Source organism: Propioniciclava soli, from assembly GCF_038502305.1.
In the GTDB taxonomy this organism is placed as follows: Bacteria; Actinomycetota; Actinomycetes; order Propionibacteriales; family Propionibacteriaceae; genus Propioniciclava; species Propioniciclava soli.
This window is the reverse complement of the sequence record NZ_CP115965.1, coordinates 3,389,685-3,403,045: the sequence shown is the minus strand read 5'-3', so window position 1 is coordinate 3,403,045 and position 13,361 is coordinate 3,389,685. Positions and strand designations below refer to the sequence as shown.

Genomic DNA, 13,361 nt, shown 5'->3' with positions numbered 1-13,361 from the left:
CACAGGCGCCGGGGGCGCCCGGACGCGCGTCAGACGACCAGGATGACCTTGCCGACGTTGTCGCCGCTCTCGAGGTGCTCGTGCGCGGCGCGGACGTCGTCGAGGGCGAACCGCGTCTCGCCGGCGGGGCGGATCGTCTGGTCGCTGATGAGCGGCCACACCGACTCCGCGACCCGCGCCACGATCTCGGCCTTCTGCTCGGTGGGCCGGAAGCGCAGCGAAGTGGCCGTCACCGTGGCGTTGCGGGTGAGCAGCGCGTTGAGGTTCAGCTCGCCCTTCACGCCGCCCTGCAGCCCGATGACGACGAGGCGTCCGCCCCGGGCGAGCGAGGCGACGTTGGGGCCGAGGTACTTGGCGCCCATGATGTCGAGGATCACGTCGACGCCCCGGCCGTCGGTGGCCTCCTTCAGCTCGGCCACCCAGTCGCCGTGGTAGTCGAGGGCGATGTCGGCGCCCAGGTCGCGGCAGACGGCCAGCTTGGCGTCCGAACCGGCCGTCGTCGCCACCGTGCAGCCGCGGGCCTTGGCGTACTGGATCGCGAAGCTCCCGACCCCGCCGGTGCCGCCGTGCACGAGGAGGGTCTCGCCGTCGCGCAGGCCGGCGTGGTCCATGTTCGAGACCACCGTGGCGGCCACCTCGATCAGACCCGCCGCGCTCAGGAGGTCGACCCCCTCGGGCGGCGACGTGACCTGGCCGGCCGGGACGACGACGTACTCCGCGTAGCCACCGCCGGCCAGCAGGGCGACCGCCGGGTCGCCGACCGACCACGTCGTCACCCCGGCGCCAACGGCCTCGATGTGGCCCGACACCTCCAGGCCGAGGGTCTCCGACACGCCCTTCGGCGGCGGGTAGTGGCCGCGGCGCTGCAGCAGGTCGGCCCGGTTGACCCCGGCCGCCGCCACGCGCACGAGCACGTCACCGTCGCCCGGGCTCGGGGTGTCCACCTCGTCGACGCGCAACACGTCGGGTCCGCCGTCCGCCGTCCTCACCACAGCTCGCATGGGTTCGAGCCTACGTGTCGAGTCGGTAGGATGAGGCCGTCCTTGGCGAGGTCGCATAGTGGACTAGTGCAGCCGCCTTGAAAGCGGCCGAGTGGCAACGCTCCGTGGGTTCGAATCCCACCCTCGCCGCGTGGAGTCGACCCGTCACGTCCTCAGGCCCAGCCCGGCGATCCGGGCGTTCGGGCTCGCCGCCGCGCTCGCCCTCGCCGGGGCGGCCCTGACCGTCGGCGCGTCCGCCTGGGGCTGGCCGCTGGCCTGGGGCGTCGTCGGGTTGGTCGTGATCGTGCTCGCGCTGGTGCTGGTCGCGCTCGCCTGGGCCGCCGCGCGGCGCCAGCAGGTGACGGTGGAGCTGGACAACGACGGCTACCGCATCGTCGAGCCCGGCGGGGAGCGGTCCGGCGCCTGGGCGGAGGTGACGCGGATGACCGGCGCCCCCGGACGCCTCACGCTGCACCACGGCGACAACGAGCGAGTCCACCTGGTCGCCTCACCGCAGCGGGCCGAGGCGCTGGACGCCGTCGCCGCCGACATCGCGCAGCGGCTCGACAACAGCCGCGGGTACACGACGCTGATCTGAGCGCAGCGCTCCGCGGGTGGCTCAGCCCCGCGCGGTGGGCGTGGGGGAGGGGGTCACCACCGCCGAGGCGGGGTTGTAGGCGCACTCGTCGGTCACGGTCTCGGGCGTGGGTGTGGCCTCCGGCGCGGCGGTGTCGGACGCCTCGGGTGCGGCCGTCTCGGTCGGCGCCGGGGCCGTGGTCGGAGCGGACGTCACCGTCGCCTCCGGTGCCGGCTCGGGCGCCGGCGGCGGCGCGAGGGCCTCTTGGACGCGGGCGCGCACGAGATCCCAGTCCGGCCGGGCGGTGGAGAAGCCGTCGACGGCGTTCTCGAAGCTGACGCTCTGCAGCGCCTGGCCCTGCACCTTGCGGGCCAGCACGAGCAGCGCCGGCAGCCGGCTGTTGGGCACGTCGGTCTGCACGATGTTGCGGCCCGCCTTGGAGAGCGCCTCGTAGTTGGTGAGCACGGTGGTGGGGTTGGCCTGCTGCACCACGGCCTGGATCACGCAGCGCTGCCGGGCCATGCGGGCGTAGTTGCCGGCCTCCGAGCCGTACCGGCCCCGGGCGAACCACAGGGCGTCGGTACCGTTGAGGTGTTGGGAGGGGCCGGGCGGGAGCCAGCGGTCCGGCGGACGGTTGGCGTCGTCGCTGCCGCCGACCGGAACCGGTTCGTTGATGTTGACCGTGACACCGCCCAGGGCATTGACGAACTCGATGAAGCCGTCCATGTTCACCATGGCGTAGTAGTCGACGTCGAGGCCCAGCGCCGTCCCCACCGACATCTTCAGGATCTCGGCCGCCGGGTCACGCACGCCGGTGGGCACCAGATCGGGGGCCATGGCCGGCACGTTGTTGTACAGGGCGTTGAGGGAGTACTCGGGGTTGAAGGACGAGCCGTCGGTGAACCCGTTGGGCCACCGCTGTGCCAGCGCCGAGCCCTCCGGGAACGGCATGCGCTGGATCTGGCGGGGCAGGCTGAACAGCGTGGTGAGGCCGGTCTCGGTGTCGATGGAGGCGAGGATGACGGTGTCGGTGCGGATGCCGAGCGCCGCGTCCCGCGACTCCCCGGAGTCACCCCCCAGGAGCAGGATGTTGAGGCGGGGTTTGCTCGCCCACGGGTCGGTGGCGGTGCCGAAGGTGGGTTCGGGCGTCGCGCCCGGCTCGTCATCGGTGAACACCCCGCCGATCAGCTCGCGGGTGTCGTAGACCGAGCGGGCCGCCACAAAGCTGGGGGCCACGATGGCCAGCACCAGGGCCCCGACCACCACCGAGCCCAGCAGCCGTTGGACGCCCGTCGGCGCGGCCGGCCGCAACGCGAGGTGGGTGACGACGACGGAGGCAGCCCACACCAGCCCCAGCAGCGGGATCGCGACGCCGACCACGGTCAGCACATCAGGGTCGAGTGCGGAGGTGAGCAGCAGGTCGCGTCCGCCGAGCCACAGCAAGCCGACCACGGCGGCCAGCAGCGCCACCACGACCAGCATCACGACCCCGACGGAGCGCCAGCGCGTGCGCAGCAGCCCGGCCCCGGGCAGCACCGCGCCGAGCAGGGTCCAGCCGAGGGCCGCGGGGAACGTCCAGCGGTCCCTCACCCTGCGGGCGCGGGTGGCGTGCGGCATCGGGGCGGGCTCGTCCGGCAGGGCGCGCTGAGGGGCGGGGTCGGCATCGGACGCCTGCGTCGCGTCGTCCTCGCTGCTCGCCTCGGTGGCCATGCCGCTCCGTTCGGGATCGGTGAATGATCGTGAGCATACTCGGGGACGCCTCGGCAGGTTTTGCCTGCCTGCTCCCTGCCCGGGTAGCCTGTGCTCTTGGCCGAGGAGGTGTCGCCTAGTCCGGTCTATGGCGCCCGCCTGCTAAGCGGGTTTGGGGGTTAACCCCATCGCGGGTTCAAATCCCGCCACCTCCGCCGCGCGTCCCGCCCGCTGCCCGTCAGCCGGCGGGGCGTCCTGTTTCTGGGGGCACCGCAGCCCCTCAAGAAGAGTTGTCCACAGATCTGGCCGGTGGGGAGTCCTCCCCATGGCGCCCCCGTCGACCCGCCCCTAGGTTGAAGTCATCGAAGCGACACCGGGTCGCGATCGAGACACAGAACCAGAGGCTCCGGTGGGGGCCGACAGACGAAGGGAGACACCATGTCGGGCATGGTCGGAATGGACATTGCTGGCGTTCGTGCGCTGTCGAAGCTGATGCTCAGCAAGGCGGACGAGATCGACAACGCCGCCAAGGCGATCACCAAGCAGCTCAACTCTGTGAAGTGGGTCGGCAACGACGCGCAGCGGTTCCGCAACGACTGGAACGGGCGGCTGACGAGCAACGTCCGCACGGTCACCGATGCGCTGCGCACGGCGGGCAAGCAGGCCTCCCGCGACGCCGACGAGCAGGAGAAGGCCTCCTCGTAACAGACCTCGGCCGCGCCCCAATCCGCGGCCGAGCAGGGGGGGAGGAGTGGGGCGGACCGTCGGGTCCGCCCCACTTCTGCGTCGCGGCTCAGGCCGCCGGATCGGCGTGGGCGTCGGGGACGCGCGGGTAACGAGTGAGCGCGACGAGCCGGGCGGCGCATGCTTCGCGGACCGTGTCCTCCGCCGTGTCCACCATGCTGTCGCGCAGGGCCGCGTCGGTCCGGGACACCACCGCGTAGTAGAAGCCGGCGAACACGCCCAAGAAGCCGGCAACGCGCAGGTGCTCCCACGTGAGGTCGTAGCGGTGGCGGCTGGTCTCGAACGAGAAGAGCACGGCCGGGTCGGCGCCGATCCAGGCGCGCACCGTCTCGGCGTTGATCGCCAGCCAGCCCAGCAGCATGAAGAACGCGAACACCGCCGCGCTGATCACCGTCACCACGGTCACGCGCGAGGACGTCACCACGAGCCGTAGGTCGTGCTCGTGGCGGTCCCCCAGCGGCGTCCGCACGGGGGCGACGATCTCACCCGCCCGCGGTGCCAGGGGGGTGGCCGCCAGGAGCCGGTCGATCTCGTCGGCGTCGTCGAAGGTGGCGAGCGCGGTCAGGTCGAGGTGCTGGCGGCTGTGGATGAACATCCACGACAGCACGCCGAACAGCAGCAGCACCCCGAGGTAGGCCCAGCTCGCGAGGCGTCCGACCGACTGCCAGATCTCCCCGGTGAAGTAGAACAGGCCGACCACGCCGAGCAGGAGCGGCAGCGTCCGGCCCAGGGCCACCCCGGCCGAGAGGAAGGCCAGGGCCACCTGCCGCCCGAGCCACGGGAACACCGCAAGGATGCCGCTGCGCACGATCAGGGGCGCGACGGCCAGCACCACGAGCTGCACCACCACCTGCGCCGAGGCCAGCAGCGTCACCAACCAGGCAGCGGACAGGGGAATCCCGGCGTCGGCGTCCCCGCCGCGCGGGGTGAGCGCGTAGGCGAGGGCGGGCAGCAGCACGAACACCACCCGCTCCGGCACACCGACCACCCGTGGCGGAGCGAGCGGACGCCGACGCCGCGCCAGGTTCAGGCCGACCCAGGCGCCCAGCAGCAAGGCAACTCCCACCCCCAGGGCGATCCAGGGGTGGGGTGCTTCCAGCGGCATGAGCACGAGCAGTGTGACGGCGAGCAACACGGTGAGCACGCGGGCCAGCGTGGCGGGGCTGCGGTGCATCGCCGTGCCGTCGAGCAGCGCGGTGAAGCCCCGGCGGCGGAACCACCGCTCGACCTCTCTCGCCTCGTCCACGCCCCCATGGAAGCACACCCGCGGCCGGGCGGACGCCCCGCGCCGCCGGTGTGGCCGTCAGTGAGCGGACGCCTCGGGGAAGGTCGGCGGCTCCTCGCCGAGCTCCTCCGCGATGCGGACGCGGATGTGATGCAGCTCGTCCATCAACGCCTGGGGCAGCTTCTCCCCGAACTGCTCGAAGTAGGCCTCGGTGAGGTCGCACTCCTCGCTCCACGCGGCGTGGTCGACGTCGAACAGTGCGGTCAGGCGCTCCTCGGGCAGGTCCAGGCCCTCGGTGTTGAGGTCTTCGGGGCGGGGGAGGCGGCCGTTGAAGCGGTCGACGGCCTCGACCTCGCCGTTGACGCGGCGCAGGGCCCACTCGATCGCGCGGGCGTTGTCGCCGAAGCCCGGCCACAGGAACGACCCGTCGGCGTCCTTGCGGAACCAGTTGACCTGGAACACCTTGGGTGCCCCCTCGCCCAGGCTGTTGCCCAGATCGAGCCAGTGCGCCCAGTAGTCGGCCATGTTGTAGCCGCAGAAGGGCAACATCGCGAACGGGTCGCGGCGCAGGGCCCCCACCGAGCCCTCCGCCGCAGCGGTCTGCTCCGAGCTCACCGTGGCGCCCACGAAGACGCCGTGCTCCCAGCCGTAGGTCTCTGTGACGAGCGGAATGTTGGTGGCGCGGCGTCCGCCGAAGAGGATGACGTCGATCGGCACGCCGGCCGGGTCGTCCCAGTTGTCGCTGATGGACGCCGCCTGGTCGGCGCGCACGGTGAAGCGGCTGTTCGGGTGGGCGGCGAGTCGCTCGTCCTCGGGCGTCCAGTCGTTGCCCAGCCAGTCGACGAGGTGGGCGGGGGGCTCGTCCGTCATGCCCTCCCACCAGATGTCGCCGTCGTCGGTCAGGGCCACGTTGGTGAAGATCGTGTCGTGGTCGAGGGCCTCCAGGGCCGTCGGGTTCGTCTTCAGCGAGGTGCCCGGTGCGACGCCGAAGAAGCCCGCTTCGGGGTTGATGGCGTAGAGCCGGCCGTCGGGGCCCGGGCGCATCCAGGCGATGTCGTCGCCGACGGTCTCGACCGTCCAGCCCGGGATCGTCGGGCGCAGCATCGCCAGGTTGGTCTTGCCGCACGCCGACGGGAAGGCCGCGGTGAGGTGGTAGACGCGACCGTCCGGCCCGGTGATCTTGAGGATCAGCATGTGCTCGGCCAGCCAGCCCTCGTCGCGGGCCAGCACGGATGCGATGCGCAGCGCGTAGCACTTCTTGCCGAGCAGGGCGTTGCCGCCGTAACCGGAGCCGAACGACCAGATCTCGCGGGTCTCGGGGAAGTGCGTGATGTACTTCTCGGCGTTGCACGGCCAGGCCACGTCCGGGCGGGCCGCGCCGTCGGCGTCCACCAGCGGGTACCCCACCGAGTGGATCGCCGGCACCCAGTCGCCGCCCTCGGCGATGGCGGCGAGCGCCTCGGTGCCCATCCGCGTCATGATGCGCATGTTGACCACGACGTACGGGCTGTCGGAGAGCTCCACGCCCAGGCGGCTGATGGTGCCGCCCAGGGGGCCCATCGAGAACGGGATGACATACATCGTCCGGCCCCGCATGCAGCCGGCGAACAGCCCGCGCAGCGTCTGCTTCATCGCGGCCGGCTCGGCCCAGTTGTTGGTCGGGCCGGCGTCGCTCTCGCGTTCGGAGCAGATGAACGTACGCGACTCGACGCGCGCGACGTCGGAGGGGTCGGAGCGGAAGAGATAGGAGTCCGGACGCAGCTCGGGGTTGAGCCGAATCGCCATGCCACTGGCGACCATCGCGTCGTAGAGCCGGTCGCGCTCCTCGACTGAGCCGTCACACCAGACGATCTCGTCGGGTTGGGTCAGCTCCGCGATCTCCTCGACCCAGGCGACCAGGTCGGCGGGCGCGATCGCAGGGGGGGCGGTGGTGGTCTCCACGGACACGGGGTGCTCCTTCGCTCCACTGCGCCGGCACCGTCGCCGGCTCAGGACCCCATCATGCCCCGTCCGGTACGGCGCACCGCAAACGCTTCGAGCGAGTCGATCACCCCCTGGACGCGTTCATCTCACGATGTGTGCCGGGGTCGCCTCAACGGCCGTGGCGGTGGCCGGCGCGCGCGGCCAGCAGGGTCTCCGCGGTGCGGCGTCCGCTCGCCAAGGCCCCGTTGATCGAGGCACCCCCGATGTGGTCGCCGGCGAGGTGGACGCCGGGCGTCACCTCCGCGGTGCCGGGCTGCCACCCGGCGCGCAGGTCGGGCAGGGCATGCGGCAGGACGTCGCGGCGCAGCAGGGGCCAGGCGGCGGCGTCCGTGCCGTAGAGGAGGCCCACGTGCGCGCGGACGTCCGCCTCGCTGGGGGCGAGGTCGTCCAGCACCGTCGAGGCCTGCACGAGGTGGCGCCCGGCGGGGGCGTGCCCGGGGGCGGCGTTGGTCATCACGCAGGTGTTGACGACGGGGCCGCGACCCCGGATGCCGTCGACGACGATGAACGGGTGGTCGACGGGCGCGGCGTCCGGGGCGAACCACCACGTGGTGAGGCCACGCATGGGGCGCACGGGCGCGCCGGTGAGTTCGCCGGCGGTGGTGGGGTCGGTCGCCACGATGACGGCGGACGCCCCCAGCCGCTCGCCGTCCACCACCACGGCCGGGCGCTCCCCGGGCTCGACCGCGGTGACGCGGCGGCCGATCTCGACTGCGACGTCCTCGGCCAGCAACTCCGCCAGGTGCCCCATGCCCGCCCGCGGCACACCGGGCGTCCCACGTAGGAAGAAGCCGACCAGGGTGCGCGCGAACGCGGCGGAGGTGACGCCGGCGGTGTCGGCGAGCACGCCGGACAGGAACCCGTCGAGCACCGCGCGGAGCTGGCCGGTGACGCCCGCGGCGTCCAGGGAGCCGCGCAGGTCGCGGTCGCGGCCGCGAGAGGCGAACCAGCGAGCGAGCGCCACGGCGTCGCGGGGGGTCACGATGCCCGAGCCGAGGGTCTCACCGACGCGAGAGCGGTGCCGGAGTGGGTCCGCGAGGACGGTCTGACCCGCGTCGGTCGCGACCGCCACGCCGCGGCCGAAGCGCTGCAGCGCCAGGGCGTCCACGTCGATCGCGGAGCGCAGCTCGGGGTAGGCGGGGTTCACCAGGGCAAAACCGCGATCGAGCAGGAAGCCGTCGACCGAGTCGGTTGCGATGCGACCACCGGCGCGGCACGACCCCTCCAGCACGCGGACCTCGAGATCGGCCGCACGGAGCACGCTCGCCGCGCGCAGACCGGCGAGGCCGGCGCCGACGATGAGGACATCGGTCATGGGAGGCTCCCTTCGACGGGCTGCGCCGGGCGTCGCGCCCGGAACAGGTGGAGGATCTGGTGTTGCCAGCCGGTGACGGTGGAGCGGGCGACGTCGTCGAAGCCGGCGGCGACGAGGCGGTCGGCGAAGGCGGCGGGGGCATCGAAGTCGATCACGCTGCGGTGCAGGTGGGAGTAGAGGGCGCGGTTGCCGCCGGTGACGGTGGCGAGGGGACGGACGACCCCGAGGGCGACCGTCGTCCACACCGCGCGGGGCGCGGGCGAGCCGTCGAGGGCGTAGTCCTGCGCCACGAGGGCGCCGCCGGGGGCGAGGTGGTCGTGAGTGTCGCGGAGCGCGGCGTCGCGCGCGTCGGCGGGCACGTTGCGGAACAGGTAGCAGGCCAGGACGCCGTCGACCGGCCCGTCGAGCACATCGCCCAACGCGCCCGCGCGGCCCTGCTGGAAGGTGACGCTCGCGGGCCACTGTTTGGCGCGCGCCTCGGCGAGCATGCCGGGGGAGGCGTCCACACCGATGATGCGGACACCCGCGCCGAAGGCGTCCAGCAGCGCGCGCGTCGAGGCGCCCGAGCCGCACCCCAGATCGACGATGGTGCGCGCGTGCGGCACGGCCTCGGCCAGCGCCGTCGCGGCCCGGCGCAGATGGGCGTGGTACCCGGGGTTGAGTGAGGTCAGCAGGTCATACCGGCGTGCGCCGGCGTCGAAGGCACGGGTGACGTGCTCGCTCATCGTTCTCCCGAGGGGTTGGGGGACGCCGCGGTGGCCGGGTGTCCAACCTAGCCGGACGCCGCGTCCGGCGCAGCCTGGTGGGTCGGAGAGGGCCGTTCAGGCTGGGCCGCGAGCGATGTGCGGTTCGGACGCCCCTGAGTCGCGTTTTGGACGCGGTGCGGCCGGGAGGGTAGAGTGGTTCTCCGGTTCACGACCGAGCGCTCGTAGCTTAACGGATAGAGCAGCTGACTACGGATCAGCAGGTTGGGGGTTCGAATCCCTCCGAGCGCGCCGCTGATGGATCAAGGGCCCCGCACCAAGTGGTGCGGGGCTCTTGTTCTTCTGCGTCGCGGTCCACCAGGGGTCGAGGGCCTCCGGCTCAGGGGCCCAGTGGCCGTCGGGCCACCCGGACTCGGCTCGAACCCGCGGGCGGCCCCCACGTGGCGCACGGCGGCATCACGTGGCGCACCTCAACCTCACCTGGCGCAGCGGAGCTCACGTGGAGGGCCTTGTACGGGCCGCCGGGTGGGCTCCACCGCGCCAGGTCGCGTTTGGGTGCGCCACGTCCTGGTTCACTGCGCCAGGTGATGCCCTGTTGGGCCCCGAGCACGAATCGCCCGCCCGGCTGGCCCATGACGCCGTACGTCTGGGCGCACGGTCCGGGTCGGGGCGGCGTCCGTGACCGGTGCCTAGCCGGCGATCAGTGCCGCCACCATCACGAGCGGTAGCGACACGACCGAGGCGATGGACGTCACCGTGGTCATCGTCTTCAGTGCGCCTTGGGTGGTGAGCCCGAGCAGGGACTTGAACATCCAGAAGAAGTTCGAGTTCACCTGGAGGGCGAACATGGCACCGGAGGCGATGGCCAGGGCGAGGATGACGGGGGCGACGTCCAGTTGGCCGGCGATCGGCGCGATGATGCCGGCGGCGGTGATGGCACCGACCGACACCTCCGATGGCCAGGTGCAACAGGGCCGCGATGAACCACGCCAGGAGGATCGACACGATGACCGGGGCGCCGGAGTCCACCGCGAAGAGTCCGCCGAGCAGGTCAGCAAGGCCGGTGGCCTTGATGACCGCGCCGAGCGAGCCGCCGACACCGGTCACCAGCAGGATGTCGCCGGTGGTCTTGAGGCCGTCACCGAAGGCGTCCGCCGTTTGCTCGGTACCGACGTAGCGACGGGCCATGACGTAGGCACCGACCAGGCCGAGGAACAGGGCCACGTTGGCGTTCCCGAAGAAGGCGATGATGTCGTTGGTGAAGCCGGCGAGCTCAGCGAAGGCGCCGAAGGCGATCAGCAGCAGGGGCACGATGATGGGCAGCAGTGAGAGCAACAGCGAGGGACGCCTCGCGCCGCGGGGCAGGGCGTCCGCGGCCTCGACCTCCTCGAGGGCCTCGGAGTGCTCCTCGTCCTTGGCCGCGTTCCACCAGCCGATGGTCAGCATCCGGCGGAAGATCCAGACGGTGACAAGGAAGGTGATCACCCCGATCACGACGCCGTAGAGCATGTAGAGCCCCAGCGGCACCGACAGCAAGCCCGCCGTCGAGATGGCTGCCAGCCCCGGGATGACGAACACGTACCCGACGAAAATGCCCGTTCCGAGTGCACCGGCCAGCCACGCGAGGCCGTTCTTCTCGATGTACCTCGCCGACGAGCGGGCGACCGGAGCGGCGAGCACGACCTGGACATCGACGTAGATGGACGGCGCGATGGTTGTCAGCGCGAGAGCCAACGCGTAGGGCAGCCTGTTCGCGGGCACGACCCGGACGAGCGCCTCGACCATGACCGTGAACGCCCCCATGCGATGAAGGAGGGCCCCCATCAGGACGCCGAAGCCGATGAGCAGGCCGATCTTCGTCATGATGTCGCCGAAGCCGGTCGTGATCGCCTCGACGGTCGCGACGAAGCCGGTGCCCGATGCCAGCCCGAGGTAGAGACAGCCAAGGACGAGCGCGATGATCGGGTCGACCTTGACCCTGATGATGAGGACGATGATCGCGAGGATGGCGATCACGGTGTGCAGGGCAATCATGGGGGACTCCTTCGGCCGCACCGTTGTGGTTGGCATCAGCGTGCGCCGGGTGGGCCCACGAGAGCACGTGCGTGTTCACCATGTGGTCCGGCGTCGCGTCGACGAGCCGGGCAAGCTGTCCCTGGCCGGGACCCCCGTTCAGCCGAGCGCGCGGACGAGCACCGCAGCGGACGCGGCGGCCCACGCCTGCGGGCGGCAGGAGGCTGGGTAGGGGGCCGGGGCCGCACACGCCCGGTGTTGCGTTGCCTCACGGCCCCCCGCCGCCACAACCGTGTGGTCTGGTAGCCGCCGTCAAGGTCACCTTCCCCCGAAGAGATCCGCTGGCCCCGCTGGGTCGCCCGGGCAGATTAGTCGGCGGGATGGCCCGCGGCGTCCCGGGCGGCGATGTAGCCGTAGACCAGCCCCTGGCCGATCGTGGCTCCTGTACCGGGGTAGCAGGCCCCGAACGCGTTGGCTGCAGTGTTCCCGATGGCGTACAGGCCCTCGACCGGAGACCCGTCGGCGCGGAGGGCCCGGCCCCGCTCGTCCGCCCGAACACCCCCGCAGGTACCGAGGTCGCTGAGCACCACCTTGACCGCATAGAGCATGCCGCGCAGGGGTCGCAGGTTCGGGTTGGGGGTGACGGTGGGGTCGCCGTAGTACCGATCGTAGGCGCTCTCCCCGCGATGGTAGTCCTCGTCGTTGCCGTTGGCGGCGAGCGTGTTGAAGCGCTGCAAGGCCTCCACGAAGGTGCCCTCGGGCAGCCCGGCGGCCCTCGCGAGGGTGGCGGCGTCCGAGCCCTTGGCGGAGATGCCCGCGTCGTACCACGCCTGGGGGATGGGCATGCGGGGGAACAGGACGCCCGCCATGACGTAGCTGTTGCGGTAGGCCTGGTCGAACACGAGCCACATCTGCTCGACGGGGTCGCCGGCCTGCTCGCGGGCCAGGACGCCCTGCCCGAAGGTCATGTAGTCGTCGGCCTCGTTGATGAAGCGGCGTCCGTGTTGGTCGACCATGAACGAGCCGGGCAGTGACCGCTCGGCCAGCAGCACCTGCGGCGCATCCTCTCCCATGGGTGCGACGGCCGGGAACCACCACGACTGGTCCATCAGGTCGATGTCGGCGCCGTACCGTTGCGCCAGCTTGATGGCGTCGCCTGTGTTGCCCTCGGCGCCGAGGCTGACGTCGTGGGTGAGGGAGGGCGACTGGTGGGCCTGCCGCATCTGCAGGTCATGGTCGAAGCCACCGGCCGCGAGGACGACGCCCCGACGGGCCCGGACGCTCACCGTCGTGCCCCGCTGATCCAGCACGGCACCTGTCACCCGGGCATCCTCGACGATGAGATCCACCACGGAGGTGTTGGTCCACACCGGGATGCCTGCTCGGATCAGCCCGGAGAACAGTCCGGCCGCGAGTGCTTGCCCCCCCGCGGCGTACTCGCGGTGGATCACCAGGCCGCCGACGCCCTGGAGGGCGCGCTTGACGATCCTTGGCAGGGCCTTGGCCGGCGCCTTGGCCATGAGGTTGAGCCACTTGTAGTCCGCGCCCGTGACCGGCATGGGAATGGGCGCAGCCAGAGGCCCTGGGCGCAACCGACCGCGCTCCTCGCCCAAGGCTTCTGTCACGTCGAGCGGTGTGCACTCGCAGGTACGGCCCTGTGAACTTCCGCCCGGGTTCTCCGGGTGGTAGTCGGAGTATCCCTTGGCCCAGAAGAACTTCATCGGGGTAGTGCGTCCCAGCATCGCGACGGCGGCGGGTCCGTGCTCCAGGAAGGCCAGCCACCGCTGCTCGGGTGTGGTGTCCCCCACGACCGCGGCGAGATACTCCCGGGCGCGGGCGAGGGAGTCCGCAGCGCCGTCCTCGGCGAGCGCGGGGTTGGCAGGGATCCAGAAGGCTCCGCCGGAGCGAGCGGTCGATCCGCCCACCGTGCTCGTCTTCTCGACGACGAGCGTGGACAGGCCGAGCTCGTGCGCGGCGAGTGCGGCGGCCATGCCAGTGCCGCTGCCGATGACGAGGAGGTCCACCTCTGTGTCAACGGCTGTGGGGCCGGCGGGGATCGTGGCGGTGTTCATGGCTGGCTCCTTCATGGCTGGGCTTTGCCGGGGGGGCGCTGACACTGACAACGTGTCCT

Annotated in this window: 10 protein-coding genes and 3 tRNA genes; 5 read left to right on the top strand and 8 right to left on the bottom strand. The window is 71.8% G+C overall.

Annotation, left to right across the window (positions count from 1 at the left end; translation table 11 throughout):
- Positions 1 to 29 precede the first annotated feature (29 nt).
- Entirely contained in the window at positions 30 to 1,001 is a 972-nt protein-coding gene (locus PCC79_RS15390; protein ID WP_342372349.1) for an NAD(P)H-quinone oxidoreductase, read from the bottom strand.
- A 44-nt stretch (positions 1,002 to 1,045) separates the two neighbouring features.
- Here PCC79_RS15390 and PCC79_RS15385 point away from each other — a divergent pair.
- Both PCC79_RS15385 and PCC79_RS15380 read left to right on the top strand, forming a co-directional pair.
- Positions 1,046 to 1,130, top strand: a tRNA-Ser gene (locus PCC79_RS15385).
- A 1-nt stretch (position 1,131) separates the two neighbouring features.
- Positions 1,132 to 1,578 carry a hypothetical protein gene (locus PCC79_RS15380; RefSeq protein WP_342372348.1) on the top strand — a complete coding sequence of 149 codons (447 nt, stop codon included), beginning with the start codon at positions 1,132 to 1,134 and terminating at the stop codon, positions 1,576 to 1,578.
- A gap of 21 nt (positions 1,579 to 1,599) precedes the next feature.
- Here the strand turns inward: PCC79_RS15380 and PCC79_RS15375 are convergent, their stop codons facing one another.
- Positions 1,600 to 3,267 carry an LCP family protein gene (locus tag PCC79_RS15375; protein WP_342372347.1) on the bottom strand — a complete coding sequence of 556 codons (1,668 nt, stop codon included), beginning with the start codon at positions 3,265 to 3,267 and terminating at the stop codon, positions 1,600 to 1,602.
- A gap of 104 nt (positions 3,268 to 3,371) precedes the next feature.
- On the opposite strand from PCC79_RS15375, the gene PCC79_RS15370 reads away from it, so the two are divergent.
- Together PCC79_RS15370 and PCC79_RS15365 are read left to right on the top strand one after the other, a co-directional pair.
- Positions 3,372 to 3,461, top strand: a tRNA-Ser gene (locus tag PCC79_RS15370).
- Between the two features lie 232 nt (positions 3,462 to 3,693).
- Positions 3,694 to 3,951 (top strand): hypothetical protein, encoded by a 258-nt coding sequence (locus PCC79_RS15365; RefSeq protein WP_232547203.1) that lies wholly within the window; start codon positions 3,694 to 3,696, stop codon positions 3,949 to 3,951.
- 88 nt (positions 3,952 to 4,039) lie between these two features.
- Here PCC79_RS15365 and PCC79_RS15360 read toward each other — a convergent pair whose 3' ends face one another.
- From PCC79_RS15360 to PCC79_RS15345, 4 genes are all read right to left on the bottom strand, one after another.
- The gene (locus PCC79_RS15360; RefSeq protein ID WP_232547204.1) at positions 4,040 to 5,236 is read right to left on the bottom strand and encodes a hypothetical protein; all 1,197 of its coding nucleotides are present in this window, start codon (positions 5,234 to 5,236) and stop codon (positions 4,040 to 4,042) included.
- A 57-nt stretch (positions 5,237 to 5,293) separates the two neighbouring features.
- Positions 5,294 to 7,162, bottom strand: a complete 1,869-nt coding sequence (locus tag PCC79_RS15355; RefSeq protein WP_342372346.1) for a phosphoenolpyruvate carboxykinase (GTP) — start codon at positions 7,160 to 7,162, stop codon at positions 5,294 to 5,296.
- Positions 7,163 to 7,307: 145 nt separating this feature from the next.
- The gene (locus tag PCC79_RS15350) at positions 7,308 to 8,513 is read right to left on the bottom strand and encodes an FAD-dependent oxidoreductase (protein WP_342372345.1); all 1,206 of its coding nucleotides are present in this window, start codon (positions 8,511 to 8,513) and stop codon (positions 7,308 to 7,310) included.
- Positions 8,510 to 9,238 carry a class I SAM-dependent methyltransferase gene (locus tag PCC79_RS15345; protein WP_342372344.1) on the bottom strand — a complete coding sequence of 243 codons (729 nt, stop codon included), beginning with the start codon at positions 9,236 to 9,238 and terminating at the stop codon, positions 8,510 to 8,512. The genes PCC79_RS15350 and PCC79_RS15345 overlap by 4 nt, the downstream gene beginning before the upstream one ends.
- Positions 9,239 to 9,435: 197 nt before the next feature.
- Here PCC79_RS15345 and PCC79_RS15340 point away from each other — a divergent pair.
- Positions 9,436 to 9,508 (top strand) — tRNA-Arg (locus PCC79_RS15340).
- Between the two features lie 204 nt (positions 9,509 to 9,712).
- Here the strand turns inward: PCC79_RS15340 and PCC79_RS15335 are convergent.
- On the bottom strand, positions 9,713 to 11,251 hold the full coding sequence (locus tag PCC79_RS15335) for a hypothetical protein (RefSeq protein ID WP_342372343.1): 1,539 nt from the start codon (positions 11,249 to 11,251) through the stop codon (positions 9,713 to 9,715).
- Between the two features lie 347 nt (positions 11,252 to 11,598).
- Entirely contained in the window at positions 11,599 to 13,302 is a 1,704-nt protein-coding gene (locus tag PCC79_RS15330) for a 3-ketosteroid-delta-1-dehydrogenase (RefSeq protein WP_342372342.1), read from the bottom strand.
- Between the last annotated feature and the right edge of the window lie 59 nt (positions 13,303 to 13,361).

Coding starts and splice junctions, on each gene's coding strand:
- PCC79_RS15390 (WP_342372349.1), bottom strand. CDS start 1,001: ATGCGAGCTGTGGTGAGGACGGCGGACGGCGGACCCGACGTGTTGCGC.
- PCC79_RS15375 (WP_342372347.1), bottom strand. CDS start 3,267: ATGGCCACCGAGGCGAGCAGCGAGGACGACGCGACGCAGGCGTCCGAT.
- PCC79_RS15365 (WP_232547203.1), top strand. CDS start 3,694: ATGGTCGGAATGGACATTGCTGGCGTTCGTGCGCTGTCGAAGCTGATG.
- PCC79_RS15350 (WP_342372345.1), bottom strand. CDS start 8,513: ATGACCGATGTCCTCATCGTCGGCGCCGGCCTCGCCGGTCTGCGCGCG.
- PCC79_RS15345 (WP_342372344.1), bottom strand. CDS start 9,238: ATGAGCGAGCACGTCACCCGTGCCTTCGACGCCGGCGCACGCCGGTAT.
- PCC79_RS15335 (WP_342372343.1), bottom strand. CDS start 11,251: ATGATTGCCCTGCACACCGTGATCGCCATCCTCGCGATCATCGTCCTC.
- PCC79_RS15330 (WP_342372342.1), bottom strand. CDS start 13,302: ATGAACACCGCCACGATCCCCGCCGGCCCCACAGCCGTTGACACAGAG.